General features: G+C 70.4%; 26 protein-coding genes. 11 read left to right on the forward strand and 15 right to left on the reverse strand.

Annotated elements, in window-relative coordinates:
* Positions 1 to 170 precede the first annotated feature (170 nt).
* From Manayef4_RS10505 to Manayef4_RS10515, 3 genes are read right to left on the reverse strand one after another with little or no spacing between them, the layout of a single operon-like run.
* Positions 171 to 485 carry a 4a-hydroxytetrahydrobiopterin dehydratase gene (locus Manayef4_RS10505; protein ID WP_070131461.1) on the reverse strand — a complete coding sequence of 105 codons (315 nt, stop codon included), beginning with the start codon at positions 483 to 485 and terminating at the stop codon, positions 171 to 173.
* Positions 485 to 1036 (reverse strand): flavoprotein, encoded by a 552-nt coding sequence (locus Manayef4_RS10510; protein ID WP_011436252.1) that lies wholly within the window; start codon positions 1034 to 1036, stop codon positions 485 to 487. The genes Manayef4_RS10505 and Manayef4_RS10510 overlap by 1 nt, the downstream gene beginning before the upstream one ends.
* Positions 1033 to 2616 carry a hypothetical protein gene (locus Manayef4_RS10515; RefSeq protein WP_011436253.1) on the reverse strand — a complete coding sequence of 528 codons (1584 nt, stop codon included), beginning with the start codon at positions 2614 to 2616 and terminating at the stop codon, positions 1033 to 1035. The genes Manayef4_RS10510 and Manayef4_RS10515 overlap by 4 nt, the downstream gene beginning before the upstream one ends.
* A gap of 1196 nt (positions 2617 to 3812) precedes the next feature.
* Between Manayef4_RS10515 and fxlM the strand changes: the two genes are divergently transcribed.
* The 6 genes from fxlM to Manayef4_RS10545 all read left to right on the forward strand — a co-directional run bounded on the left by fxlM (position 3813) and on the right by Manayef4_RS10545 (position 11920).
* Positions 3813 to 5045 carry a methyltransferase, FxLD system gene (fxlM, locus tag Manayef4_RS10520; RefSeq protein ID WP_070131462.1) on the forward strand — a complete coding sequence of 411 codons (1233 nt, stop codon included), beginning with the start codon at positions 3813 to 3815 and terminating at the stop codon, positions 5043 to 5045.
* A gap of 127 nt (positions 5046 to 5172) precedes the next feature.
* Positions 5173 to 5358 carry an FxLD family lanthipeptide gene (locus tag Manayef4_RS10525; protein WP_023842039.1) on the forward strand — a complete coding sequence of 62 codons (186 nt, stop codon included), beginning with the start codon at positions 5173 to 5175 and terminating at the stop codon, positions 5356 to 5358.
* 82 nt (positions 5359 to 5440) lie between these two features.
* Positions 5441 to 8665, forward strand: coding sequence for a lantibiotic dehydratase (locus Manayef4_RS10530; protein WP_175443361.1), 3225 nt, complete (start codon positions 5441 to 5443; stop codon positions 8663 to 8665).
* Positions 8662 to 9888 carry a lanthionine synthetase C family protein gene (locus Manayef4_RS10535; protein WP_070131463.1) on the forward strand — a complete coding sequence of 409 codons (1227 nt, stop codon included), beginning with the start codon at positions 8662 to 8664 and terminating at the stop codon, positions 9886 to 9888. The genes Manayef4_RS10530 and Manayef4_RS10535 overlap by 4 nt, the downstream gene beginning before the upstream one ends.
* An 8-nt stretch (positions 9889 to 9896) precedes the next feature.
* Positions 9897 to 10748: a thiopeptide-type bacteriocin biosynthesis protein gene (locus Manayef4_RS10540; RefSeq protein WP_011436259.1), complete on the forward strand. Its 852-nt coding sequence runs from the start codon at positions 9897 to 9899 to the stop codon at positions 10746 to 10748.
* On the forward strand, positions 10745 to 11920 hold the full coding sequence (locus Manayef4_RS10545; RefSeq protein WP_070131464.1) for a hypothetical protein: 1176 nt from the start codon (positions 10745 to 10747) through the stop codon (positions 11918 to 11920). Before Manayef4_RS10540 ends, Manayef4_RS10545 begins: the two co-directional genes overlap by 4 nt.
* On the opposite strand, the gene Manayef4_RS10550 is transcribed toward Manayef4_RS10545, so the two are convergent.
* From Manayef4_RS10550 to Manayef4_RS10595, 10 genes are all read right to left on the reverse strand, one after another.
* Entirely contained in the window at positions 11874 to 12728 is an 855-nt protein-coding gene (locus Manayef4_RS10550) for an NAD(P)-dependent oxidoreductase (protein WP_139140059.1), read from the reverse strand. The genes Manayef4_RS10545 and Manayef4_RS10550 overlap by 47 nt on opposite strands.
* Before the next feature lie 15 nt (positions 12729 to 12743).
* Complete coding sequence (locus Manayef4_RS10555; RefSeq protein ID WP_023842037.1) at positions 12744 to 12941, reverse strand: hypothetical protein; 198 nt, start codon at positions 12939 to 12941, stop codon at positions 12744 to 12746.
* A gap of 23 nt (positions 12942 to 12964) precedes the next feature.
* On the reverse strand, positions 12965 to 13279 hold the full coding sequence (locus tag Manayef4_RS10560; RefSeq protein WP_011436262.1) for a 4a-hydroxytetrahydrobiopterin dehydratase: 315 nt from the start codon (positions 13277 to 13279) through the stop codon (positions 12965 to 12967).
* A 1-nt stretch (position 13280) separates the two neighbouring features.
* Entirely contained in the window at positions 13281 to 14735 is a 1455-nt protein-coding gene (locus tag Manayef4_RS10565) for a hypothetical protein (RefSeq protein WP_011436263.1), read from the reverse strand.
* Positions 14736 to 14868: 133 nt separating this feature from the next.
* Positions 14869 to 15168 carry a 4a-hydroxytetrahydrobiopterin dehydratase gene (locus Manayef4_RS10570; RefSeq protein WP_011436264.1) on the reverse strand — a complete coding sequence of 100 codons (300 nt, stop codon included), beginning with the start codon at positions 15166 to 15168 and terminating at the stop codon, positions 14869 to 14871.
* Positions 15161 to 16720, reverse strand: a complete 1560-nt coding sequence (locus tag Manayef4_RS10575) for a hypothetical protein (RefSeq protein WP_011436265.1) — start codon at positions 16718 to 16720, stop codon at positions 15161 to 15163. The genes Manayef4_RS10570 and Manayef4_RS10575 overlap by 8 nt, the downstream gene beginning before the upstream one ends.
* 401 nt (positions 16721 to 17121) lie before the next feature.
* Entirely contained in the window at positions 17122 to 17433 is a 312-nt protein-coding gene (locus tag Manayef4_RS10580; protein ID WP_011436266.1) for a hypothetical protein, read from the reverse strand.
* A 45-nt stretch (positions 17434 to 17478) separates the two neighbouring features.
* Positions 17479 to 17766 (reverse strand): hypothetical protein, encoded by a 288-nt coding sequence (locus tag Manayef4_RS10585; protein ID WP_011436267.1) that lies wholly within the window; start codon positions 17764 to 17766, stop codon positions 17479 to 17481.
* On the reverse strand, positions 17763 to 18143 hold the full coding sequence (locus Manayef4_RS10590; protein WP_070131466.1) for a hypothetical protein: 381 nt from the start codon (positions 18141 to 18143) through the stop codon (positions 17763 to 17765). The genes Manayef4_RS10585 and Manayef4_RS10590 overlap by 4 nt, the downstream gene beginning before the upstream one ends.
* The gene (locus Manayef4_RS10595) at positions 18140 to 18844 is read right to left on the reverse strand and encodes an ATP-binding protein (protein ID WP_070131467.1); all 705 of its coding nucleotides are present in this window, start codon (positions 18842 to 18844) and stop codon (positions 18140 to 18142) included. The genes Manayef4_RS10590 and Manayef4_RS10595 overlap by 4 nt, the downstream gene beginning before the upstream one ends.
* 119 nt (positions 18845 to 18963) lie before the next feature.
* Here Manayef4_RS10595 and Manayef4_RS10600 point away from each other — a divergent pair, with 119 nt between their 5' ends.
* Positions 18964 to 19212, forward strand: a complete 249-nt coding sequence (locus Manayef4_RS10600; RefSeq protein WP_011436270.1) for a hypothetical protein — start codon at positions 18964 to 18966, stop codon at positions 19210 to 19212.
* A 76-nt stretch (positions 19213 to 19288) separates the two neighbouring features.
* Here Manayef4_RS10600 and Manayef4_RS10605 read toward each other — a convergent pair whose 3' ends face one another.
* Positions 19289 to 20527, reverse strand: a complete 1239-nt coding sequence (locus Manayef4_RS10605) for a hypothetical protein (protein ID WP_011436271.1) — start codon at positions 20525 to 20527, stop codon at positions 19289 to 19291.
* Positions 20524 to 21282 (reverse strand): SAM-dependent methyltransferase, encoded by a 759-nt coding sequence (locus Manayef4_RS10610; RefSeq protein WP_254665574.1) that lies wholly within the window; start codon positions 21280 to 21282, stop codon positions 20524 to 20526. The genes Manayef4_RS10605 and Manayef4_RS10610 overlap by 4 nt, the downstream gene beginning before the upstream one ends.
* 661 nt (positions 21283 to 21943) lie before the next feature.
* Between Manayef4_RS10610 and Manayef4_RS24930 the strand changes: the two genes are divergently transcribed.
* The 4 genes from Manayef4_RS24930 to Manayef4_RS10630 all read left to right on the forward strand — a co-directional run bounded on the left by Manayef4_RS24930 (position 21944) and on the right by Manayef4_RS10630 (position 26041).
* Positions 21944 to 23473, forward strand: coding sequence for a tetratricopeptide repeat protein (locus Manayef4_RS24930; RefSeq protein ID WP_175443362.1), 1530 nt, complete (start codon positions 21944 to 21946; stop codon positions 23471 to 23473).
* Complete coding sequence (locus tag Manayef4_RS10620) at positions 23470 to 24258, forward strand: 5-formyltetrahydrofolate cyclo-ligase (protein WP_011436274.1); 789 nt, start codon at positions 23470 to 23472, stop codon at positions 24256 to 24258. Before Manayef4_RS24930 ends, Manayef4_RS10620 begins: the two co-directional genes overlap by 4 nt.
* A 600-nt stretch (positions 24259 to 24858) precedes the next feature.
* Positions 24859 to 25020, forward strand: coding sequence for a DUF5679 domain-containing protein (locus Manayef4_RS24935; RefSeq protein WP_162865199.1), 162 nt, complete (start codon positions 24859 to 24861; stop codon positions 25018 to 25020).
* 148 nt (positions 25021 to 25168) lie between these two features.
* On the forward strand, positions 25169 to 26041 hold the full coding sequence (locus Manayef4_RS10630; RefSeq protein ID WP_011436276.1) for an SAM-dependent methyltransferase: 873 nt from the start codon (positions 25169 to 25171) through the stop codon (positions 26039 to 26041).
* Positions 26042 to 26047: the final 6 nt, after the last annotated feature.

The following is a 26047-nucleotide window of genomic DNA, read 5'->3' on the forward strand; positions in this document are numbered from 1 at the left end:
TCGTGCGGGTACAGGCCGCTGACCTGCCCGAAGACCTGCCGATGAGGCTTCATGTTCGGATCGATAGCGGCGAATCGTTCGTGTGCCTGTTGGGTATTGTGGCGCGCCACATGTGATCAACAACGTGTGCGCCCGGCGCGGACGTCCCCGCGCGTGCAGGTTGGAGGTTCTCAGCTGGGTTCGGCGCCGTGAGCTCGGGCGATGTCGTCGATGCGCCGAGCGAGATCGAAGTCGGCGTCGGTGATCCGGTGACCGGCATCGTGCGTGGTGATGCCGAAGCGGATGCTGTCCCAGCGTAGGTCGATGTCGGCGTRGTGACCGATCAGCCGCTCGATGTCCGCGACGTGCACGATTAGCGCGACCGCGCCGTGGTAGCGGATGCCGAAGGTTCTCGTGATCTCGTCGTCGACCCGTGACCAGCCGGGTAGCTCACGCAGTCGTCTCTCGATCTCGTCGTCGGACAGGGGCACGGGCGCAGCCGTCATCACGGGTCCTCCTGCGCGGAGATTTCGCTGGCGGGCCGGGCGGCGGGCAGCGAGTCCAGAACGGGACGCCAGGCGAAGGTGGTGGTGCCGTCGGGGGGACCGATCGCGTTGGTCGGCAGGACGGTGAACCCGTAGGCGGCYAGGTCGCGTAGGGCTCGGGCGAAGGCCGGGTGGGCGGCGAGGGTGGGTTTGACGTAGGGGGCGACGACGACGGGCAGACCGAGTCCGATCGCCTCGTTGACGACGCCCAGCGCTGAATTGTCGTTGATCCCGACGGCGCACTTGTTGATCGTGTTGAAGGTCGCGGGGACGACCGCCACGGCGTCCGCGGGCGGTAGGCGAGGCTCGTCTGGCTGCCGGGGTCGCGAGCGGATCGGGTGGCCGGTTAGCTCCTCCAGAAGGCGCACGTCCAGCCAGGTCGCGGCGGCCGGCGTCGGAATGAGGCAGACGGCCCACCCCTCGCCGCGGACGTGGCGGATCAGCTCGTTGATCTGCGCGGCGGGCGGGGCCGCGCAGACGACCAGATGCAGCACCGGTCGCCCAGCCGTCACGCCGCGACTCCGGCCTGCTCGGCGACGTCCCGCAGGACAGAGACGATGGAACCGCGGGCGCGGCTCAGCAGCGTCGCCAGCACCGCCCGAGCGGTCGGGTCGACCCGCAGCAGCTGTGGAGCTCGCCGGGCGACGTCGAGGATGTGCACGGCCGCGACGGCGTCCTCGCCCAGGCGGGCGTGCCCGTCGGCAAGATCTAGGTGCAATCGCGCACGCCTGCCCACCAGCGGGGGAGGCAGCAGACGCGTGTCGATCTGTTCGCCGACGGCGACCGCCTCCGTCGGATCGTCGAGCGTCAGGGCCGCGGTGAGGGTGTGGATCGCCACGTTCGTCGGCCCGAACGCCGACCACAACCGGTTGTCGTCCCGGCCCAGCGTGCCCGCCTGCTCGGCCGCGGCGGTGAGCCGGCGGCGGGCTTGCGCCCGCTCACCCTGACGGACCGAGGTCATCGCCGCGAGCAGGAGAAGGGCGCCCCGCGCGGAAACGATGTCGGGGTGGTCCTCGTCGCCTCGCCGCCGGTTCAGGGCGTCGAGTGCGCTGAGGGCGACCCGTTCGGCGTCGGCCAGCCGCCCTGTGTCGTGGAAGACGCAGGCGATCTGCCTGCGTGCGGTCGCCAGAAGCACTGGCGTGTCGGCGGCGAGCGCCGCGTGTTGACCACGGTCCGCGGCCAGCCACGCTAGATCGTGGTCGCCGGTCCTGGTCGCGAGCTTGGCGGCAGCGATGTACGCGACAGCCTGAGACCGCCGGACCGCGCGGTGGTCCACGCCCGCCGGCGAATCAGCGACCAGCGTGTCGATACCCCGCACCACCGCGGGAAGGAGCCGCGCCGCCCCAGCATAGTCGGCCCGCTGATACCGGTTGTGGCACTCCCGCCCCCGCGCCTCAAGGTCAGCAAAGGCACCCGCCGAGGTCACGCCAGGGTCAGCGGACCACTCCGCTGGAACCGTGACGGCCTCCCGCAGATCAGCAAGAAGATCGTCCCCGGCCGGTGCCCTACTGGTGTTTACCGACACGGCAGGCGCGGCCGGTTGTCGGGGCGTCACCGCGGCAACCCCCGAGATCGACACGGCGAGCAGGAACTGCTGCCGGTTCAATGCGGTCATCAGCGGCGCCTCGACGTCCACCGCCTTGGTGCGCGCAAGGGAACCGACAGCGCTCGCGGGCACGCCCTCCACGCGGATCGTGCTGATGAGGAGCAGGTCTGCTGGGGGCATCTGTTCGCGGTCATCGAGGTCGATCAGGTTGTGGATACTGGTGCCATAGACCTCGGCGAGCAGCGCGAGGAACTGCGGTGTGGGCCGGCGGCGGTTGTTCGGTTGCGGCCACAGCTCCCGTTCGCATAGCCCCGGCCCGGTCAACGGAGCGGCGCCGCCCGGGTCGAGGCCAACCCGGGCGGCATGAGCGTTGATGTGCCCAGCGGCCTGCGCCTGGGTCCAGCCGTGCGCGACCCGGTGGGCGGCGCGGGGACGGTAGCTATAACGGCGGGCGAACTCGGTCGCGATCTCGTCGTGGGACATGCCGACCGCGCGCATCCGCGCCCGCAGCTCTTCCTGCTCGACGCGCTGGCTGGTCTTGCCCATGCCGCTGTGCCCCTTCCCTGGCCGTGGACGGCAATCCGTTTCGGGCTTCGGTCACCGACCGCCATCGCAACCGTAGTCGTCGGCGCACGGCCAGAACAGAAGGGCTGAGCGGATCGAAGTCACGGCATCGTGCGGTCGTGCCGGTCGCGGCGCCCGCGAGGGCGGACTAGGCCACAGGCTGCTGGCTCCTCGGCACGATCTGGGCGACGAGCACGGTCGTGTCCTTGTGGGCTCCTCCGGAACGAATCGGCATGGTCGCTACGGACAAAGCGACGCGCGCGGCAGTGTTCTCGCAGGTCAGCGGCTCTGCGAAGGGGTGAACAGGATGTTCGTAGTGGAGGGAATGACTTGCGTCCCCGCGTCGGCGATCGTTGTCAGGCGTCGCCGTTTCTGGCCATGCGTCAGCGATGTGGCCTGTCGCTGGCTTTCCGTCATCCGATCTGGCCTGGGCTGGTTCCCACGGCGTCCGATCTGGCATCTTGTCGGCTCGCCCGCGAGCCGAACGGCGTGGGAGTCGGTCTCTCCGCTAGAAAGGGGCCAGATCGGATGACGGCCGGCGGGCTCGCACACGACACCGCACATGGCCCCGCCTCAGGTCAGTCACTCCCGGTGGGTCAGATCGACTGTCGCCTGGCAATCGTGGTGGGAGCGACTCCCTGGAGGAACACGGCGGTCACGCCCACACTGGTCAGCTCGGCCGGCGCGAGAGAGCGAGGGGCTGTGGAGGAGGTCTTCGGGTCGGTCCGCCTTGCTGGAAGGATCGTCCACGTTGACGACGGCCGCCTGAGGCGCGGCGGTCCGCATGAGTGGAGGACGCAGAGGGAACCCGCTGATGGACCCCGAGTACGAGCTGAATCTGCGCCTAGTCGACGCCGGCCCTCTGGCGAGTGGCGACGCCACCCAACACCAACGATGAGCGCGGCTCCRGTAACACGGGTCCGTCAGTTTACACGACGACCAGCGACTGACCGTTCTTCCGCAGGCCCCTGCATTCCTAAAGTCACAGAGCGCCCCTGCCGCCTGTGCCTGCGTGCTGCGCTGCGCTGCGCGTCGAGAACAGAACACGCACAGCCCGCCGGGCGGGTACTCCCCGAAGCGCGATGGGGGTGTCCCTCCCAGACCAATTCCGCAGCCAAAGGCGAATGCCCCGGGCATCCAGGCCACGGGCCGCTGTCCAATCCCGCAGTGAGGATTCGATGACCATTCAGCATGAGGAGAGTTCCACCGCGGCTGCTGTGTTGCGCGCGGCCATGGTTGRCGAGCTGCGGGAACTCGGCGCGGTCCGTGACCCGAGGGTGGCGCGTGCGTTGGYCGTGGTGCCGCGGCATTTGTTCGCGCCGGGCGCAGATCTGGCAGCGGCGTACGCGGCTACAGGGACGGTCGTCCCGGTGCGCGACGCGGTGGGTCGGATGGTCAGTACGGTGTCGGCGCCGCACATCCAGGCGATGATGCTGGAGCAGGCGCGGGTGGYGCCGGGGATGCGGGTCCTTGAGGTCGGTTCGGCGGGCTACAACGCGGCGCTGCTCGCGGAGCTCGTCGGCGAGACAGGCGAGGTCACTACCGTCGACATTCTGCCCGGGGTTGCCGAGCGCGCCCGGCGTTGTCTGGACGCGGYGGGCTATGGCCGGGTGCGGGTGGTGCTGGCCGACGCCGAGGGTGGCGTGCCCGACCACGCGCCCTATGACCTGGTGCTGGTGACGACGGCGGTCCGTGACATTCCCTCCGCGTGGACGGACCAGCTCGCGCCCGGCGGCCGGCTGGTTGTGCCGCTGCGGCTGCGGGGCCAGACACGCTCGGTCGTGTTCGAGGCCGACGGCGGGCGGCTGGTTGGCCACGACGCCCAGGTCTGTAGTTTTGTCCCGCTCGCGGGTGCTGGGGCTTTCCCGGAGCAGGTGCTGGCGTTGGACGGGGACGATGTCGTGGTCCGGCTGGACGACGCGGCCCCGGTGGACGTGGACGAGGTCCGCCAAGCGCTGACCTGGCCGCGGGTGAAGACCTGGTCGGGTGTCCACAGCGGCGAAGAACCGTTCGATGACCTGCTGCTGTGGCTCGCGGTCGGCCTGGAGAACTCTGGTCTGCTGCTGGCCCGGCAGGCTGCGGTCACGCGGGGGACAGTCGCCCACGCGTGGAGCCTCGGCATGCCGGCGGTCGTAGGAAAAGGCAGTCTCGCCTACTTCTCGCTMAGTGCGAAGGTTCCCGGCCGTGTGTCCCGCGAGTTTGGCGTTCAGGCCCAGGGTCCCGCCGCCGAGCTGCTGACCTCCCAGTTCATCGAACGGATCCGCGCGTGGAAGGCCGATCGGCCGGCCCGTATCGAGGCATTCCCCGCGGGTACTCCGGACGCCGCGCTGCCCGCCGGCGGCGTGTTTCTCGATCGCCCTCATCGGCGTGTCGTCGTCTCCTGGCCGTCCGGCCCGGAGGTTCCCGTCTGAGTGCGGGAACCGTCRTGGCGCCTCACGGGAGGGCACACGCCCTCCCGGCTGGCGTGGCCATCCGGCCGTAGGCGCCAGCACGGCCACGGCGATGTCTCTATTCCCTATTCCTTCTCAAGGAGGTTCCGTGACCCCCCAGAACGCCCCCGCGCCGGTCGTCGATCCCGATTCCGCGCTTGACCTCGACGAGTTCGACCTCGACGTGACGGTGGTCGAGTCCGGCCAGCTCGTCGAGGAGCTGATTCGCATGACCGACGACGGCTGCGGCACGACCTGCCAGAGCGCCTGCCCGAACACCTGCCCTGGCGACTGAACCCGGCCGGAACATGACCTGAGCCCGGTCCGGCCGACAAGCTGCCTGGCCGGACCGGGCTCGCCGGACAGGAATGACGACCATGCCGACCATTCGCGACCCAGGCGGGTCCGCTGCACCACGCTCGGCGATCCCGCGAGCCACGCCGTCAGAGGTCCGCGACTCCGACTTGGCGAGCGGCCCGCAGGTCGCCGGGCTCGGCGCTCGGGCCAGCGACGCGCTGTACAGGGTGGCTGGCCCGGGTGTCGTTCGGGTGGCCGAACCGATGCCAGGTCTGGCCGCGCTGCCTTGGCCTGACCTTGGGGACGGGGGCGAGGAGACCGAGCGGTGGTGCCAGTGRCTGCGCGAGGCTTGGGCGTGTGCGCCGTTCGCCGCAGCCGTGCAGGCCGCGAGCCCAGTGCTCGCGCGCCGGATCGCCCAGGTGTGCGCGGGCGGCRATCTACCCGCACGGCAGGCACGTAGCGCCGTGCTGTCGCTCATGCGGTACCGGTTACGGCTGGTGAGCCGAGCTACACCGTTCGGCCTGTTCGCCGGGGTCGGCCCGGCCCGGCCCGGTACCGCGCTCACCGTGTATGAAGACCCGACRCACCATCGCATGCTGGCACGGGTGGACACGGCGTGGTTGTTCGATGTGCTTGACCAGCTCGAAGGCGTTCCGGGTGTTCTCGACGTCCTGCCCGTCCGCGCGAACGATCTCKCCTTCGTTCGTGATGGTCGGCTGGTACTGCCGTTCGAGGGCCCGCGAGYCGGGAGCGACGCCGAGGTGTCCACAGCCGAGACCTCGGTCCGATACACACAGGCTGTCGCGGCGGTGATGAAGGCTGCGGCCGGACCCGTTCTCGTCGGGACGTTGGCCGCCCAGCTCGGCACCGAGTTCCCGGCCGCGCCTGCGCGGGTGCTTCGAGGCATGCTCTCGACACTGGTCGAGCGGCGGTTCCTGCTGTCCGGGCTTCGGCCACCGTCCACCGAACTCGACCCGCTCGGCGCGGTCCTCGCGACGCTGCGGGCGATCGGTGCCGACCCGGTACCCGAGGCGGCCGATCTCGTGGACGCCCTGCGCCGCCGCTCTCGCGGGCTCGCCGACATCACGGAACCGTGGACGTCACAGCCGGCGACCCCAGACACCGCAGCCCCGACCTCAAGCCCCTCCGGGCGCCGGCCTCCCATCGCCCTCGACATGCGGGCCGGCGTCGGGCTGGAACTGCCTCGGCTGCTCCTCCGAGAGGTAGAAGCAGCCGTCGACCTGCTGGTCCGGCTCGCGCCGGCACCCCGGGGCAACGCCGCCTGGCGCGACTATCATGATCGATTTCTTGAGCGCTTTGGTGCCGGCGCGTTCGTGCCGGTCAACTCCCTGATCAATTGTGAAACCGGGCTCGGCCTGCCCGCCGGATACCGGGGAACCACACTCGGCCCGGCAACGGCCGGCCCGCTCTCGGACCGCGACGCGCTGCTGCTTGCCCTGGCGCAGACCGCGGCGGCCCGCCGAGACCGCGAAGTCACCCTTGATGCCGAGTCGCTCGCGCTGCTCCGCACGAGCGACGCGGTGGGCTGGACCTGCCAGCCCCACACGGAGCTGCGGTTTCGGCTGCACGCAGCAGACCGCCGCGCGGTGGAACGCGGCGCGTTCGACCTCGCTGTCGAGGGAGTCTCACGGGCCGCCGGGACAACTCTGGGCCGCTTCCTCGACCTCGCCAACGAGGCCGACCGCGAGGAGATGACCTCGGCACTTCGCGCGCTGCCGACCCGCCAGCCGGGGGCACTTCTCGTCCAGTTGTCGGGTGGCACGCTGTCGGCCACCGCTGCRAACGTCTCCCGCGCGCCGCGCATCCTGGACCATCTCATCGCGCTCGGCGAGTACCAGCCGCCGGACCGCGGGATGATCCCCGTGACGGACCTCGCCGTCACCGCAGACGGTTCGGGTCTGTGGCTGGTCTCGTTGTCCCTGGGCCGACCGGTGGAGCCGGTCGCGTTCCACGCCGTCGAACWCACCCGTCACGGACACCCCCTGCTCCGGTTCCTCAGCGAGATCGGCACTTCCCGCGCCGCCCCCTGCGCGCCGTTCTCCTGGGGCGCGGCCCGACGGCTGCCGTTCCTGCCACGCCTGCGCCACGGGCGGACGATCCTCGCCCCGGCCCGCTGGCTCCTGGCCCCGGCTGACCTGCCCGGACCGGACGCCACCTTCGCCCGGTGGAGCGACGACCTCGCGGCCTGGCGGGACCAATGGGGCGTTCCCGACCAGGTCTTCCTCGGCAGCGACGACCGCCGCCTCCTGCTCGATCTGACCGAGCCCGCCCACCTCCACCTGCTGCGCGCAGACTTGGGCCGCGCCACGCGGGCAACCCTGCGGGAAGCACCGCCGCCTGACGCAGCCGGATGGATCGGCGGGCGGACCCACGAGATCGTCCTCCCGCTCGCCGCACCTCCGACCCCGACGGCGGAGGTACCGCGCCCACGGCGCCCGGCGCGGATCGCGACCTCGGCGGACGCCCATCTACCCGGAGACGGCGCCTGGCTGTACGCCAAGCTCTACGCCCAGCCCGACCGTCAGGTCACCATCCTCACCGAACGCCTCGCCAGCCTGTGGGAACACTGGGACACCCCGCCGCTGTGGTGGTTCCAGCGATACCAGGACCCAGCCCCACATCTGCGGCTACGAATCCGCCTCATCGACCCTGACGGGTTCGGCGACGCGGCCCGGAGAGTGGGCCGCTGGGCGACCGCACTGCGCCAAGCCGGCCTACTGGACCAGCTCCAGTTCGACACCTACCTTCCAGAGACCGGCCGCTTCGGCGGCGCCTCGACGCTCGCCGCCACGGAGACGCTGTTCGCCGCGGACTCCACCGCCGCACTCGCCCAGCTCGCAGCCTCCGCCCGCGGTGCCACCCACCCCCATGCGCTGGTCGCCGTGAGCCTGCTCGACCTCGCCGCGGGCTGCCTACCCGGAGACGACGCCGCCCGCTGGCTCGTCGAGCAGCTACCACGCACGCAGGGACCGCCGATCGACCGCGCGCAGCACGACGCCGCCGTTCACCTCGCTGACCCGCGCGAAAGCCAGGCGACGATGCACACCCTGCCGGGCGGGAAGGAGATCCTCACCGCCTGGGCGCGCCGCCGGGCGAGGCTCGCCGACTATCAGACGGCGCTCACCTCGGCCGGCGACGGACTCACGACCCGCGGCCTCTTGCCGACGCTGATGCACCTCCACCAGTTCCGGATGACGGGGCCGTCCGTCCAGGCAGAGCGCGACTGCGCCCGCCTCACCCGCGCCGTTGCGCTCAGCGTTCTCCGCCGCCGGGAGATGGCATGAATCCAGGCACCGCGGAAGACACCGGCCGCGACACGCTCTCCAGCCGGGCACTGGCCGCCTCAGCGGCAATCGCGGACCAGCTCGCCGACCCCGCCGCCGTTCCCCGAGGCCCTGGCCGGCGGCGAGGCCAGTCCCTCGCGGGCGGTGCAGCCGGCATCGCGCTGCTCCACCTCGAACGAGCCCGCACCGGCCACGGCGACCCCGCCATCGCCAACGCCTGGCTACGGGCGGCAACCCGAGACCCAGCCAGCGCAGGGCCCAACGCCTCCCTCTACTTCGGCGCCCCCACCCTCGCCTTCGTACTCGACGCCGCAGGCCGCCCAGACCAGCTCACCCAAGCGGTCACCACACTCGACACCGCGACCATCGCGGTCACACAGCGACGACTTGCCGCGGCTGACGCCCGCCTCCGCGCGGGCCTCCGCCCGCCGCTCGCCGAATTCGACCTCATCCGCGGCCTCGCCGGCCTCGGCCGCTACCACCTACGCCGCCAGCACCCGATCATCACCGATGTCCTGACCCACCTCGTCCGTCTCACTCAGCCCCCTGCCAGCGGAGACGGACTACCCGGGTGGTGGACCGACCTCGACCCCAGCGGCGCATCCTCCCGTGACTACCCACACGGTCATGGAAATGCCGGAATGTCCCACGGCATCGCCGCCTGCCTCGCCCTGCTCGCACTAGCCAACAGCCGCGGCACCGAGGTCGACGGCCACCGGGAAGCGATCGAACGGATCTGCGCCTGGCTCGACGGGCACCAGCAGCCTGGCATCRCTGGCTGGCCGGGCATCGTCACCCCGACACCGGGCCATGACGTCAGGCAGCAGCGGTTGTCCTGGTGCTACGGCACCCCAGGGATTGCCCGTGCGTACCAACTCGCTGGACTCGCCACCAGTGACCCGAGGCGCTGCGAGAAGGCCGAAACCGCGTTGCACGCATGTCTCGACGACGCGGCTCGCCTCGAACTGACCACCGACATCGGCTTGTGCCACGGCCTGGCAGGGCTGGTCCACACGACATCCCGGGTCGCGGCCGACGCCACCACACCCGAACTCGCCCAGCTCCTGCCCACCCTCGTCGCCCGGCTGCTCGACCAATACCCCACCGCGCCGCACGACCCGGAGCTTCTCGATGGCTTGGCCGGGGTGGCGCTTGCCCTGCACACCGCGGCCCTCGGCTCCGCCCCCGTGACCGGGTGGGACGCCGCCTTGCTCCTCGCGTGAGAGAACCGATGATCCGCAACGACTCCGACCCCCGCCCGTGCATCGACGACGCACCTCAAAACGACGAAGACGGGTGTTCGCCGCGCCACCCCTGGCGGCAGGCYACCATGCACTTCGCCGACTACGCCCAGGCCGATGCCGCCGGCCGGGACCTCGGCGCCGCGCTGGTGGCCGCCGAAAATGATCATCTGCTGGATGCGTGGTGGTTCATCCGCAAGTCCCCCTGCTGGCGGCTCCGCTTCCARCCGACCTCACCGGTAGACGACGCGGCAACCAAAGCGGTCCACGACCATCTCCATGCTCTGCGCGAGCGCGGCCGGATTGCCGGCTGGAGCGAAACCCTGTACGAACCGGAAACCTTCGCCTTCGGCGGCCCGCCCGCCATGCAGATCGCGCACCGGCTCTTCCACCAGGACAGCCGCCACCTGCTCACGACCGCGCCCCGCAGCCGCGCCCGCGCCCGAGCGCTGTCGATCCTGGCCTGCGTGAGCCTGATGCGCTCCGCCGGCCAGGACTGGTACGAACAAGGCGACATCTGGGCCCGGGTCGCCGAACACCGCCGCTGCCCACCCGACCTTGTCAGCGACAGCCGTTCCCTGGAGCCCAGCCTGACCCGCCTTCTGAGCGCACAGACGCCAGACACCAACGCCCTGGGCAAGGACGCGGATCTGGCTCACTGGATCGGTGCCTTCGGCGCCACCGGCCGTGACCTTGGCCGGCTCGCTCATGACGGCACACTCCAGCGCGGGCTACGCGCGGTCCTCGCGCACCACATCATCTTCCACTGGAACCGCGCAGGGCTATCCCACGACGCACAGGCAGTGCTCGCCCGCGCCGCAAGCACCGTGGTCCTCGGATGACCGCCAGCCCGACCACGCCGCCGCCCCTTCCCCAGACGGTGGCGAACTGGTTTCCCCTGGTACCCCGGCCGCGTCCACCGACCATCGACCGGCGACAGCGGCTCACCGAGATCGAACACCTCGCCCACTCCGCACCGGGAAACGCGCGCAGGACGACCAACGCTGCCGAGGCTCTCAACAAGGCCGCGCTCCTCGCGAGCGACTGCGGACTGCCCGACCTCGCCAAGGATCTCTGCTGGCGCCAGTTCCACGTCTTCGACAACGCCGGCCCCCAGCCCCCGGCCCTCGCGACAGCCGTACTGCAACCGCTGATCAATCTCGGCCGGCTGGAGCTCCGTGCCGATGACCCCGACCGGGCATACACGTTCTTCAACCAAATCCACCACGCGGTCCGCACCTCGACCGCCGTCGTTCTCGACGGCGTCACCGTCAACCCTGCGCGGTTGTTCGCCGACGACAACACGCTCCTCCGGGCACGCCGGTTTACCTGGACCGTCCTGCTCGGCGACGGGACACGGGCGTTGGCGCGCGCGGGCCGCTGGGACGACGCCGTTGCCCACCTCCACCGACACCACGGCATCGGACGACGGCTCCTCGACGGCCGCCAGACCCTCATACTCGCGAGCCACCTTGCAGGAGAATCCGAAGCCGCACGCACCGCGCTCGCCACCAGTGTCACTCCGACACCCTGGGAACGAGCGGTCGCCGCCGTTCTCGGAATCCTCTGCCGACACGGCAGCGAGCCGCAGGCGATCGGAGCGGCGCTCGATGACCTCCGCGCCAGCAGCCGTGACCCGACCCACCCTGTATTCCAGAACCGGCTTGGCCTAACGCTCCTAGACCTCGCCACCGACGCCACCGACCAGAAGTGGATTGCGTCCGCGATCCTCGCCGGCCTCCGCGACGGACACGACGGGCGGTGCGCGGCTGATGCCCTCGCCCACCCCCGGCTACAACAGCACCTTTCCCCCGCCCATCGGGTCGACCTAGTCKAGCGAGTCAAGACCGCTGGAATCYAGCGACCTCCCCCGACCACCTTCCGTGACGCGATGACGACAGCCACGCTGGCCGCGGAACGCGGACTCCGCGACGCGCTCGCCGGGCCATTGGAAGGCGGCCGGTTGATTACCCGCCGTCCTGACCAGAGTGCAGCTCGCGGAGAAGCAGGTTGAKCGGGGCGTGCTCGATGTCTTTATGCTCGTACCAGGTGCGGAGGAGTTCTTCCGCTCCGCGGAGCATCGCGTCCGGCAGTCCGACGGTCCGGTAGCTCTCGGCCGCTTGGGCGAGTTCGGGTCCCCACCGCCAAGCRCGGGCCGCGACAGTGGCGAAGAAGTCTGGTTCGGCGAGCGCCGGTCGGCTTCGTCTGCGGGCCTCGTCGGTGAGCGCTTGCTGGACGCCGTATTCGGCGGCCAGTGCGTGCGCGAGCGCGGCGAGAACCCGCGACGTCTTCGCGAACGACGAGTGGGCGATCTTCAAGGCGGACGCTGYGCCCACCTGGCCGTCGAACACGATGACCTGCACGGTTGATCCGGTGAACAGCCCGGAGATCTCGCCGGCGTGGCGGGCATCCCCGGCCAGGTACATGCGTGTGGTGTCCTGCCGTGTCGGGACCGGGCCGATGAGGCAAGCATCAACGATGGTGCCGCCCGCAGCGGTCATGAGCCGCTCGATGGCGCGCATACGTTCCGGGTTGACGGCATTGGCGTCTACGTACAGACCCGTAAACCCCGCCGCGGCCACCGCCCGTGCCACGTCAAGCGCGGCCTCCGGTGGACACAACGACATCAGGATCTCGGTGCTGYCGCAGAGGTCGTCCAGGCGGCTGACGGGCAGCAGGCCGGCATCCTGGGCCCGTTGCAACGTCTGCGGGCTTCGTCCCGTGGGGCAGTACAGCACCTCGTGCCCTGCGGTCCGCAAGATCTCGCCGATCCGCGCGCCCATGCTCCCCGGGTGTAGCAGCCCAATCCGGCGGGGCGTCACGAGACCTGGTCTCCTTCATAGCCGGCGGCCGAGGGATTTGCTGCCGTAGGCCGGGACCGCACCACCATCTCTGATCTGATCGCGCAGCCCGACGGCGAGTGCCTGCCCTCGGTAGGCCGGCCGGTCGAGAATGGTCAGCACCTGGGTGAGGCGTCTCGCACTCTCGACGCGCCGGACCGACAACATTTCGATCACGATACGGACCGCGGACATCGAGGGGACAATGCGCCGTCAAGTCAGAGCGGTTCGGCATTGTGGGCCTGGGCGATGGCCTCGATGCGCCGTGCGAGATCGAAGTCGGCGGTGGTGATCTGATGCCCGGCGTCGTGGGTGGTGATCCCGAAGCGGATGCTATCCCAGCGCAGGTCGATGTCCGCATGGTGGCCGATCAGCCGCTCGACGTCGGCAACGTGCACGATCAGGGCGACTCCACCGTGGTAACGGACGCGGAACGACTTGGTGATCTCCTGGCCAGCACGGGCCCAGCCGGATAGCTCGCGCAGCTGCGCCTCGATCTCGTCGTCGGCCAGGGGCACGGGAGCGTCCGCCACGTCAGGTCTCCTTCTCCGGGGCGAAGATCTCATCGATGTCGCGGCCGACGGCCGCGCCTTTCAAGGGTTGCGCCGCTTGTCGTAGGCCGGCGAGCTCGCGGCGAATCCGCACGGACCCAGTTTCCACCGCCAGGGCCGCCGCAAGTCGCCCGGCATCGACCGCGCGCCCGACGTCGCCGCTCTGGACGCACGCGGTGGCCTGCCGGGCGAGAAAAACACCGCGGTCTCGCCGGGCGTTGGCAGGCGTCGTGTCGAGGATCTGCCGCCACAGGCCGGCAGCGGCCGTAACCAGGCCCAAGCGTCCGTAGCAGGTGGCGCGTTGCACCTCCAGGTAGGCCGACGTGCGACGGCATGCGTTGCCCCACGGCAGGCCGTCGTCGCATCTCTCGACGAGCGGAGCCGCCTGGTCCAGGGCGGAGTCGACGGTGGCGCGGTCTCCGACGAGTGACGCGCCGTGGGCCTGCTGCTGGAGCGCCAGGACCCGCATCTTCGGGCTGAGTCGACCGGCGTCGGCCAGGACCGCGCCACACAGGTCGAGCGCGCCGAGCCCGTCAGCAAGATCTGTGCGGACTGATGCGTGGTTGAGCAGCGCGTAGGCGACGAGCTGCGGGTCCCGGGAGCGTTGTGCGACCTCCAAAGCGACGCCCCGCCAGACGGACGAAGTTTCAAGGTCACCGGCATCCTGATGGAGCCAGCCGATCAGCGAGGCATAGGCCGCGCTGGAGCGCAGGAGGGCCAGCCGCGTCTCCCCGCGTGCGGTCGCCACCAGGTTGCTGATGAGCGTGTGCTGAACGGTGACGGTACTGATCAGCTCGCGGGGACCGAGCATCACGTCCGCTCGGTAGTGGCCCTCCAGCTGCTGGCCGAAGTAGTCGACGAGCGCCGGGTCGACGTGCCGCGGGGCGGTTCTCCCGAACGTGAGCGCGGTAGCCGTCGCGGTGACGAAGTCGCGTCGGTCGATGTGGGCCGGAGAGCCTGGCTGGACGAGCCCCCGGGCGGAAGGAGCAGCCCGGGGCGCAGGCAGAATGCGGCCAGCGGCAGGCTCGATGCGATCAACGCGGCTGATCAAGAGGGTGTCGGCGGGAGTGAAGTGTTCGCGGTCGTCGAGGTCGATGAGGTTGTGGATGTTGGTGCCGTAGACCTCGGCGAGCAGCGCGAGGAGCTGGGGGGTGGGCCGGCGGCGGTTGTTGGGGAGCGGCCAGTTCTCCAGCTCGGACAGGCGGGGGCCGTCCATCGGGGCGGCGCCACGGGGGTCGAGGCCGACCTGGGCGGCGTGGCTGTTGATGTGTCCGGCGGCTTGTACTTGGGACCAGCCGTGCGCGTGGCGGTGCGCGGCGCGGGGGCGGTAGCCGTAGCGGCGGGCGAACTCGACGGCGATTTCGTCGTGGGACATGCCGGCCGCGCGCATCCGCGCCCGCAGCTCGTCCTGTTCCGCCCGCCGGCTGGACCTACTCACTCCAACGCCCCGCTATCTTCTCCACCAGTGTGTCGGCGGCTTTGAACGTACGAAAAGGATTCGTGCACGCCGCGGCGAATCGCCGTCACAGCCTACCTCCTTTCGCGGCGTTGAACGAATACCCGGTTCTATTTTATCGTGCGCCATGCGCTGACGCGATTTCCTGAATGCGCCTGGCGAGCTCGATGTCGTGTTCGGCGACGTAGCCGCCGATGTCGCTGGAGCTGATCGACACATGCACGGTCTTGTATCCGAGTGTCGCGTCGGAGTGGTGGCCGAACTCGTCCTGGATCGCGGCGATGTGCACGATGAACGCGGCGCCCTGGATGTGGGGTATCGAGTAGAGCCGTTCGATCCGCCGGCCGTCGGTCGTCCATCCGTCCAGGGTCTTGAGGTGTTCGTCGATCATGTCTCGGGTCAGCGCCTCAGCCATGCTCTCTCCCGGTCTCGTCGGTGGTGAAGGGTGTGAGCACGTCGGCGAGCTCCTGGCCGAGGGGGTGCGCGCGCCACGGAGCCATCGCCGCCGCGACCGCGGCCAGTTCTCGCCGGGCCCGCGCGGAGCCGGTCTCCACCGCGAGCGCGCTGGCCTGGCGCGTGAGGTCTACCGCCCGCTCTGGTTCTCCCTGCCGCGCGGCGGCGACCGCGTGGCGCGCTGACCAGACCCCGACGTCCCGGCGGGCAGAGGCCGGGGCAGCGGGGATGATCTGCTGCCAGAGGCGGTCAGCGTCGTCGGCGAGACCCAGCCGTCCATAGCAGGTTGCACGCTGCACTTCGACGTAGCCGTCGGTGCGGCGGCAGGCCGTGCCGTATTCCTCGACCTCGACGTGCTCCACGAGCCGGCCGGCCTGATCGAGGAGGAGATCAACCTGGCGACGGTCACCGCGCAGCGACGCGCCGTGTGCCTGCTGCTGCAAGGCGAACACCTGGACTTCGGGTGCCAGCTGCCGGGCGTCACCCAGCGCGGCCTGGCACAGGTCGATCACGGCCGCCGCGTTTCCCAGGTCGGTGAAGGCCATCGCCCGATCGACCAGCGCGCAGGCGACGGCGTCGCGTTCCCCGCAGCGGTGGGCCAGTTCCAAGGCCGCGTCGTGGCAGCGCATCGCGGCGACCGCGTCTCCCGCGTCGAGCCACAGCCAGGCCGCGAACGCGGCGAACGAGGAGCCGACCTTCGCCAGGCCCCGGCGGGTCGACCCGTCCGCGGCATCCAGCAGTTGCGTGATGACCTCGTATTGGGAGGCGACCGTGCCGATCAGGGCGCCGGCGCCGAGCAGCATGTCCGCGTGGTAGTGGCCCTGGAGCTGGCCGTCGAAGTAGGAGATGAGCGCCGGGTCGACGTGGCGGGCGCGGCCGGCGCCGGCCAGACCCGCCACTACTGCTGATCCCGCGAGAAGAGTGAACCCGCGGCGGCCGAGAGCGTCCACCCACTCCATGCTTCCAGCAGGCCCGTCGAGACGCAGCCCCCTGGCCGCACCATGACCGCGTCCCGACTGGACGCACGGGGCCGTGGGGCTGAAACACGGGGCCGCGGGCAGTGCAAGGTTCACCGGTGATCCCGTCGGCGGCGTTGGCCGAGCGTCCTGGCGTGTGGTGGTGATGACCAGCATGTCTGCTGGGGGCATGTGTTCGCGGTCGTCGAGGTCGATGAGGTTGTGGATGTTGGTGCCGTAGACCTCGGCGAGCAGCGCGAGGAGCTGGGGGGTGGGCCGGCGGCGGTTGTTGGGGAGCGGCCAGTTCTCCAGCTCGGACAGGCGGGGGCCGTCCATCGGGGCGGCGCCACGGGGGTCGAGGCCGACCTGGGCGGCGTGGCTGTTGATGTGTCCGGCGGCTTGTACTTGGGACCAGCCGTGCGCGTGGCGGTGCGCGGCGCGGGGGCGGTAGCCGTAGCGGCGGGCGAACTCGACGGCGATTTCGTCGTGGGACATGCCGGCCGCGCGCATCCGCGCCCGCAGCTCGTCCTGTTCCGCCCGCCGGCTGGACCTACTCATGCTTTCTCCGCGGACCTGTCCGGTCCCCGAGCACGTCCTCCGCCRGCATTTCGGGGCAAACAGGTGCCGCGCCGCCTGCTCGGCCTCCACCGTCGCGGTCGGTGCTGTCGGTTGCCGAGGTGAGCACCAGGCTTCTCCTCCGCTCGGCCGGCGGGTGACGGTCTGTCAACCCTACGACGTCGTGGATCTATCCGGCGTCGATGGATCAGTAGGGGCACGGCGCGCACAGCACGAAGATCAAGCCGGGCGCGGCGCTCCACCAGGATGCCCGGCGTCATGAGCGGAGACATTCCCCTCGTCGCGAACCTTTTCTTCGGCTGCTATGAAGCCGCTGATCTGCGGAAACGACGTGCGGCAGTGCGATTTGTTCGGCGCCACACGGGCCAAGAGTTCGCGGACCTCTATCGAGCCGGCCGGGTGCTTGTGGCAACCGACTCGTGGGGGCTGGCACCGCAACAGCGCACATAGATGATCATGGCGGCGATGTCGACGCGGGTACGGGCCTCGTCCAAGCCCAGGCCGAGCCGTGCGGCCCGGTCATAGTCGTCCAAGGCCGAGCACAGGTCGGCCCAGTCGGGGTCCGTCGGGTCGAGCGGTGGGGTGAAGGTGGCGAGCAGACTCGCCAGTTTTTCGGGGGGCAGGAGTTCGCGCATACGCGCGAGCAGAACGATGGGACGGAGCGCGGGCGGGACTGTGTGTCGGTGAGATCGCATGGAGGTGGCTTCGTTGTTGGCGGTCCGGGTCGGCGTGGAGCCGCCTCACCGCCGGCCGCGACGGAATCGCGGCCGGGACCCGGACCGGGGAGGGGAAAACGAGGAGAAGCTGCCGACCATCTGTCCATCGGTGCTGATGAGGGCCACGTAGCCGTCGAAGCGCAGTCCCCAGGCGACGACGTGGATATCGCCGTAGGAGGGTTCGGCGACGATCGCGAACAGACGGGGCGCCAGGACGTGCACGAGCGCACTGAGCAAACCCACGTCGGCCTGACCCGGCAGGTCGGCGTCGACGATGGCGGGGCTGTCGGTGTGGGGATAGTCGACGGTCACGGTTGTTCTCCGGCCGGTGGTCTGGGTACCGCCCCTTGTTTCGAGGGCGGGTGTGCTGGAGCGTCGCGGGCCGCGGTGACGGCCCGGCTGAGGGCGGTGGYGAGAGCGTCGGCTTCGTCGAGGGTGAGGGCCTCGCTGTCGGGGTCGTCGTCCCCGACAGCGAGGGAGATCAGGGGGTCGTAGATGGTCGTGGAGGTCACGTACTGTTCGATGGCCACCTGGACGGCGGTGCCCTCGCGTATCCCGGCGATCTCTGGCAGGTCGATCACGATGAACGCGGAGATGTGGTAGTCGCCGGGGCCTGCCGGCTCTACCTGGAGGTGGCCGGTTGGCTGGTCGCACCACGGTGGGCAGGCGGCGTCCACAGGCTCGCTCACGGGGTCGTCACCTGTTCGCCGTCGCGTGGGTCGCCCGAGTTTGTGATCGTCGTCCAGTCGTCGCCCAGGTTGCGCAGGGCGTCGAGGACGCGTTGCAGCAGCGCGTGGTCGAAGATGTCCGCATCCGGTCCGCCGTCGCTGGTGGGGGGCGGCGGGTCACGGCGCGGCAGATCCTCGGCCGGCTTGTCCGGAAGGTGYTGGATGGGTGGCAGGTCGTGGGCGAGCGCCGCCCAGACGATCTTTCCTTTGGTGCGGTAGCCGTCGGGGGTGCGGACGCGGACTGGGTAGTAGCCGAGATCGMGGGCGAGCGCGGCGACGAGAGGCAGACCCCTGCCGTTTTCGGCGTCGGGCCCGGCGGTCCGGCGGGTTGGGCGGCCTGGGCCGCCATCCCACACCTCCACGATCAGGTCGCGGTGGCTGTAGGTCAGGCGCATCCCGATCCGGGACCTGGTGTCCTGCTCACCGTGGGGACRGCGTGCCTCGTGGGAGGCGGCGTAGGCGTTGGTGATCAATTCTGATGTCACGCAGGTCGCGGAGTCGATCAGGCTGTCGAGGCCCCAGCGGCGCAGCTGTGCCGCGACATCGTGGCGGGCGGGTCTGACGGACTGTGGGCGGGCCGGGTAGTGCCGGATGTACTGCGGCAGCGGCTCGGCAGGCTGCTCAGGCGTGGTGGACGGGGTTATGGCGAGCACGGTGGTCATACGGATTCTCCTGACACGGASGCGGAAAGCGGCCCTCGCGCTGACGCTGCGGGTGCGGCCGGGGGTGTAGGGYCACTGCCAGCCGCCMTGGACGCGACAGGCTGGGCCGGAGAGACCACGTGATCCCCGGCCGTGTCGGCGGGAGCGGTCGGGCGGTCGGGCGGGGAATCCGGGGCACGGGCAGGGGCGGTGTCGGCGACCAGCGTCAGGTTCTGGTCTGCGAGCAGGACCAGGTCGCACGGCCATGGCCGCCCGCAGCCCGCGCAGACGGCGCCGTGACGGACGTGGGTATCGAGCAGGCGGACCGCGGCGCCTCGAAGCCGCTCGAAGTCACGATCGAGCGGGTCGTGACCCTCGTTGTGCGGTGACCGGCTCACCGGGGCGCGGTGCAGCGTCGTGACCATGAAGGTTCGCCTTCCGTGGGCGGGGTCCGCGACGGTGCATTCAGCGCCGCGCGGTCGTCGTGGCCCTCTCGACGTCGTCGTCGTCCGCCGGGCGGCCGGCGAGCGCGGCCAGGGTGGCGTTCAGCGCGGGCAGAGCGCCTCGCCGGCGCAGCTCACCGGTGAGGGTCTTGACGTCGGCCAGCGCCGGCAGCGGACGAGCCGCCAGCTGGCCGATGGCCGGGTCGAGGGGCAGCGCGGCGGGCAGTGTCAGGGCGGCGACGACCGTGTCGTAGACGGTGGCCGCCCAGGTCGTCATCACGAGGGTCAGCCAGCCGTTCCACTCGGCGCCATGGGCGGCCACCCGGCCAGCAAGGTACGCCTCGATACCCTCGACGAAGTCCGACCGCACCGTCGGTGGGCTGTCGAGGGCCAGCAGATGCAGGTGGCCAAGCAGGGTTCCGATGTCCGCGGGCTCTCCCCCCGGCCCCAGGTCAGGGGACACCAGCACCGGGCGGGACGAGGTTTCCGGGTACAGCACGTGGCGTGGTGTGAGCCCGCCGAACGCGATCCCGGTTCGGGTGACCAGCAACGGATCGAGCTGGGCGGCCAGCCGCGTGAGCCGTAGGGACAGGGTTCCCAGCAGCGCGCCCAGCTCGCCGGTCCCGGCTGGCTGCGCGGGAGCTGAATGAAGGTGATTCACCGAGTGGGCCAATGCCTGGGCGAGAATCCGAGGGTGCGTTCGCAGGGTCGTCGGCGCGGCCACCTGCCGCAGCTGCTCCGGTGGGTCGCGGTGCAGTTCACCCAGGTCGTCCATGAGCGTCGTCAGCAGGTGCGTGAGGGCCGCCGGGCGGTCCTGGAGCCTGCTGGTCAGGCTGGCGCCGGTCACCCACGGGGCGAACATCACCCCGCGTACCGTGGCGATCGGGCCGGCGACCCGCAGACCGCTGTAGGCGACGAGGGCGGTGAGCTGTTCGGCTTCCCGGGCGGTCGCGTCCTCCTGGGCCGTCGCGTCCGCGTCGCCCGCCTCGTCGCTCAGCACGGCGGCGAGGTCGCCGCAGTCGCCGAGCACCACGCCAGTGAGCGGTGTGCCCGCGGGGCGCAGCGTCGCGCACAGCGTCTCGGGACCGACGTGCACCTGGCGCAGGATCGCGCTGCCAGCCGTGAGCGTCGGTCCGAACGTCGTCTCGGTCCGCGGCCACAGCGCGGCGGTCGCGGCGGCGATCCGTCCCTCGGCGTGCTCCACCAGCCGGCGGACGTCGGCCGCAGGCCAGCAGGTCGAGCAGCCCGGCGGCGGGCTCATCGGATACGACCGACGCCGGCGTAGACCGGCAGCCGTCCGGCGGCCGTCGTCGCCCGGCGCTGCCGGTCGTCCTCCCAGCCCGGGAGCAGGACCACGCCGGGCTCGACCAGCTCGGTGCCGTCGAAGAACCCCGTCACCTGGTCCCGGTCGCGCAGCTGGAACGGCGCGGTCGTGCGCCGGTACACCTCGGCCGCGTCCGCGACGTCCCTGCCCTGCCCGTCGCCGGTGGCGTGGGTCAAGACCAGGTAACTGCCCGCCGGAAGGGCGTCGCGCAGAGAGGCGACCAGCCGTTGCGGGTCGGTGTCGTCGGGGAAGAAGTGCAGGATCGCCACGAGCAGGAGCCCGACCGGCTGGGACAGGTCCAGCAGGCCGGTGATCTCCGGGTGGGTCAGGATCTCCTCGGGCCGGGCCAAGTCGGCTTCCACCGCCAGCGCCTTTGGATTGGACGCGARCAGGATCTGGCTGTGCGCGACCGCGACGGGGTCGTGGTCCACGTAGGCGACGCAGGCGTCCGGCGTGACCTGTTGGGCGACCTCGTGGACGTTGCCCATCGTCGGCATGCCGGAGCCAATGTCGAGGAACTGGCGAAGGCCGACCTCGCCGGCGAGAAAGYGGACTGCTTCACCGAGGAACAGACGGTTGACCCGGGTGGTGTCTCGGATCTGCGGCCACGTCTCGATGACCCGCGCCGCGGCTTCCCGATCGGCGGGGAAGTTGTGTGCCCCGCCGAGGAAGTAGTCGTAGACCCTGGCCACGTTCGGGCCCTCGGGCGCCGTTGGKGCGAACGTCTCCGGCTCCATCAGGACCGCCCCCGCGACGATCGTCCTGCTCCGACGAGGGCGCCCCTCGGCGATCGGCGCGGCCGTCCCGGTCTGTCGTCCGGTCCGGGGCTGGCCCCGAGACGGGGGTTACAGGGCGTCGCGCAGTCGATCCTCATCATGGGGGCGGCCCTCACTGACCGTAGGCATAGGGGAACCGTTACACCATCGTCCTGACGGCGACGGCCGGTCATTCCTGCGGCGACGAAGAAGCTGTTCGTCGAATCGAACCCCTGTTGACCTGGAGAAACTCTCATGGAGGCGGCCGTTGCTTCGAGCCAGCGGCGCCTCCTGGTACGCGAGATGTGATCGTCCGGTAACCAGGATCGTGTCGGCGGTCACACCGCCCGAGCGCGCCGACGCAGCGTGCCGGCCCCGCCCTGCGCCTGACTGCAACCGGCCGCGGTGGTGAACGCCCCGTGCTGCCGGTTCACGTGCACCGCGACAGTCGCCCAACTCGGCGAGACCACGCGCGACGGCCAGGCACCGACCAGGCCACGCCGCGGGCGACGTGACCGTACGGCTACCGTGAGACGGACTGATTGCTTTTGCGGGCTCTCCGCCGGGAGAGCCTGTCGCCGGCGAGGGGATATCCCGGATGTCCAGGCCCAAGGCCAGCCTGCGCGCCGAACAGGACGACCTGCGCAGTCGGATGCGGGATCGCGGGATGACGCATCAGGAGATCGCCGCGGAGTTCGCCCGCCGCTACCGGTTTCGCCCTCGGGCGGCGCATCGGCATGCGTTCGGCTGGACGTTGACACAGGCCGCGGACCGGATCAACGCCTACGCCGCCGAACACGGGCTCGACCCCACGGGCAAAGCACCGATGACCGAGCCGAAGCTGAGCGAGCTGGAGAACTTCCCCCGGTCACGCGTGCGCCGGCTCATGCCCCAGACCCTGGCCCTGCTCGCCGGCGTCTACGGCACCGATGTTCACACCCTGCTCGACCTCGACGACCACGACCATCTCAGCCCCTCAGATCRGCTTCTCCTTACCAGCATGGGCGCCTCCGCGCCGGCCCCGGCCCCGTCTGCGCCGCCAAGTCGGGCCCTGGCCGGAACGCCGCCCCTGGCCCGATCCGCAGCCGACCGTTCGCGGGACCGACCGGCTCGCGGCCCGGCCTTCGATCTTGTGACCTGGCCTGTCCTGGCAGTGGGTCAGCACGAGCCGGTCGAGGAGCGTCTCCGCCATGTCCGCGACCAGCCCCGATCCGTGGATCTGGTGACGATCGCGCTCCTGCGCCAGCGGGTCGAAGACCTCGATGCCCAGTACGACCGCACGCCGCCGACAGAGCTGCTGCCCGAGGCAGGCCAGCTGCTCACTCTCGTGAGCTATCTGCGTTCCCAGACACCGACGATGCGGCTGCGCCGGGAACTGCTGACCGCGGAAGCCGAGGCGGCGATCCTGATGGGCCAGCTTGTCTGGGATGCCTCCCAGCGACGCGACCACCGCCAGGCCCACACCTATCTGGACCGGGCCGCCGCCGCAGGCCGGGAGCTGCGCAATCCGATCGCGGAAGGACTCGCGCTGCTGCGCTCCACGATCGTCGCTCTGCACGGTGAGCGGGCCCCACAGACGGCGCTCGATCTCGCTCGCCGGTGCATGGCGGTGACCGAAGGCTCCAGCGACGTCCTCGCCGGGCTGGCCGCCCTGCACGCCGCCGAGGCGTACGCGATGCAACGCGACACCGCCGAGTGCGAACAGCTGCTCGGCCACGCCGAACACCTTCTGGGCAGGACCGACGCCGCGKACGAGGCGAGCTACCTGTACTCGCCCAGGCACATCCCCCGCATGGCCGGCTCCTGCTACCTCTTCCTCGGCCAGCCGAGGACGGCCGAGGAGCTCCTGGGACACGCCTACTCCCACCTTCACAACCCGGCCAAGGCCGACGCGATCGTCCTGGGGAACCTTGCGCTCGCCCAGATCCGCCAAGGCAAACCCGACGAGGCCGCGCACGCTTTCAGCCAGGCCCTCGATGTGGTCACCCRCACGCGGGGCGGCGGCGGTATCACGATGGCGTTCACGATCAGCCGGGAACTGGGGCCCTGGCGCCATGTGCCGGCCGTCCGCGACGCCTGCGACCGTCTCCTCGATGTCATGGCGCCCCCAGTCCCTACAACCCCATGAACCGCGACGTCCACGACGCCAAACAGCAGGTCCGCGACCGGATCTGGGCCCTTCTGGAAGGCGAACAGGCCGCGCCACCGGGCGTCCATGGGTATATCCCCGCGTTCACCGGCGCCGAGGTCGCCGCCACGCGGCTGGCCGCCCTACCCGCGTGGACCTCGGCGCACGTCGTGAAGGCTGTGCCCGATCGGGCGCAGCAACCCGTCCGCGCCCACGCGCTGCGCGACGGCAAGACCGTCTACATGGCCGTGCCCAGACTGGCCGAGCCGCTGCCGTTCTACCGTCTCGACCCCGCCGTGCTGCCCCTGCCTCCCGAGCAGGCCGCCGACCGGCACGTCGCCGCCACCATCGCCGACCCGGTCGGCGTGGACGACATGGACCCCGTCGACATCGTCGTGTGCGGCAGCGTCGCGGTCAACCGAGCCGGCGTTCGGCTCGGGAAAGGCGCCGGCTACTCCGACCTCGAATTCGCGCTTCTCCAGGAAGCCGGGCTCATCCAGTCCACCACCATCATCGTCACCACGGTCCATGACCTTCAGGTCGTCGATGACGACCTCCCGGAAACCCGCCACGATTTCAGCGTCGACCTCATCGTCACCCCCACCCGCACCATCACCTGCGGGCCACCCCACCGCCCGGAGGGCCTCTACTGGCAGGATCTCGACGACGTCACCGTCAGCACGATCCCCGTCCTCGCCGCCCGACGAGCGGCCTGGCTGCGGTTCCCGGGGACTCCTACAGCGCCCGAGAACAATCAACCTCGTCGCCGCGCCGACGAACACTGACCCGCACGACACAATATTGCTGTTCAGCGTTCTTATTTGGCGCACGCACCGTGCGCTCTCCCCGGTGGCCGCTAGGCCCAGAGCATGCACCAACGTGGCCTATCTCGATCTTCGCAGGTCGGCGGTCTCGGGCGGCTAGGCCGCCGCGCCTCGTCGCGGAGTCTCAGGACACGGGCATGCCGGTGGGCGCGCCGCACCGCGCGGGATGCGTCCCTCGCGCGGGAGCGTTTMGCGCCAATCGGTGTGAAGAGGATGCGGCTCACCGACGGTCTCGGTGCAGGTCAGGCAGGGCGCGCGACCCCGAATCACCTCTTCGCTCCTCGGGGAATGACTCGCGCCCGGCTCCTTGAAACGCTAGCCCGCGTTCCGCCAGCCATCGAGCCGTGCCAGCGCTGGCACCCGACCGAGCCCACGACGATCAGCCCACTACCGACGCCATGGTCGGCTGCCACGCGGCCATCGACAGCGAGGCGTGACACAACGCAACGCTCGCAACAGCGCCAGTCCTTTGCTTCCAAATCCATCACCGTCACGAGCGTTATCAACCAGCCCGTCCAATCCGGCGACCACAACCGGGGGCGGACCCGGAAGGGAGTCCGAGTGTCCGACAGCACCTCCAGCTACGAGGGTTACTGCCTCAAATGCAAGGAGAAACGCCACTACACCGGCGAGGTCCGGATCAGCGAGTCCCGCCGGCGGATGGCCCGAGGCTCATGCCCTGTCTGCGGCTCGACGATCAACCGCATCCTCGGCAAAGCGTGACCCGCGCCAGGCATGTCCACCGTCGCCCGCCCCGCCGTTGACAAGGTCCGGTGGGGCAGGCGGACCTCCACGCAGCGCACCACCGTCTGCGGATCGTCGAAACCTTGCATGGACACAAGAAAAGCCCAAAGACTAGGGAACAGCGGAAGTGGCGTCAGTGACGGACGAGGACAGCACGGTCGGCGGCTGGAACTTTCAATCAGCGGCCAAGGAGACAGCTGCGACGACGGATCTCCGCACCGATGCACCCAACTCTGCGCGCATGTACGATTACTATTTGGGCGGTAAGGACAATTTTCCCGCCGACCGGGAAGCYGCCGAGCAGGTGCTGGCAGCATTTCCCCAGGCGTGGACGGTGGCCCATGAGAACCGGGGTTTTCTGCGGCGGGCGACGCGGTTCCTCGCCGCCGAGGCGGGGATACGCCAGTTTTTGGATATCGGCACTGGCATCCCGACCAGCCCGAACCTGCATGAGATAGCGCAGTCGGTAGCCCCCGATACCCGGGTCGTCTATGCGGACAATGATCCCGTCGTCCTGGCGCATGCCCGTGCCCTGCTGACCACCAGTCCGGAAGGCGCCACCGCCTACCTCGATGCCGACCTTCGGGACCCGGAGAAGATCCTTGGCTCGGCGGAGGTACGTGCCACTGTGGACCTGAGCCGGCAGGTCGGGCTGTCACTGATCGCGATCTTGCACTTCCTGCTCGACGACCACGACCCCTACGGCATCGTGAAGACGCTGCTGGACGCACTACCCGCTGGTAGCTTTCTGGCGCTCACGCACGCCACCGCCGACTTCGCGCCCGCCGAGGCGGACCGGGCCGCTGCCATCTACCGGGACCGCGGTATCCCTGCCCAGGCCCGCAGCCGAGCCGAGGTCGAGCGATTCTTCACGGGCCTTGATCTGGTCGATCCCGGGGTCGTCGTCGCACACCGCTGGCACCCCGACGCCCCCAACACCGCCGGTGATCCAACGGACGCGGAGGTGTCCTGCTACGCGGCCATCGCGCGCAAGCCGTAGGCCATC

The organism is Frankia sp. CgMI4 (genome assembly GCF_001756285.1).
Taxonomy (GTDB): Bacteria; Actinomycetota; Actinomycetes; order Frankiales; family Frankiaceae; genus Frankia; species Frankia casuarinae.

Coding starts and splice junctions, on each gene's coding strand:
- Manayef4_RS10580 (WP_011436266.1), bottom strand. CDS start 17,433: ATGCGATCTCACCGACACACAGTCCCGCCCGCGCTCCGTCCCATCGTT.
- Manayef4_RS10515 (WP_011436253.1), bottom strand. CDS start 2,616: ATGGGCAAGACCAGCCAGCGCGTCGAGCAGGAAGAGCTGCGGGCGCGG.
- Manayef4_RS10575 (WP_011436265.1), bottom strand. CDS start 16,720: ATGAGTAGGTCCAGCCGGCGGGCGGAACAGGACGAGCTGCGGGCGCGG.
- Manayef4_RS10570 (WP_011436264.1), bottom strand. CDS start 15,168: ATGGCTGAGGCGCTGACCCGAGACATGATCGACGAACACCTCAAGACC.
- Manayef4_RS10555 (WP_023842037.1), bottom strand. CDS start 12,941: ATGTCCGCGGTCCGTATCGTGATCGAAATGTTGTCGGTCCGGCGCGTC.
- Manayef4_RS10605 (WP_011436271.1), bottom strand. CDS start 20,527: ATGAGCCCGCCGCCGGGCTGCTCGACCTGCTGGCCTGCGGCCGACGTC.
- Manayef4_RS10620 (WP_011436274.1), top strand. CDS start 23,470: ATGAACCGCGACGTCCACGACGCCAAACAGCAGGTCCGCGACCGGATC.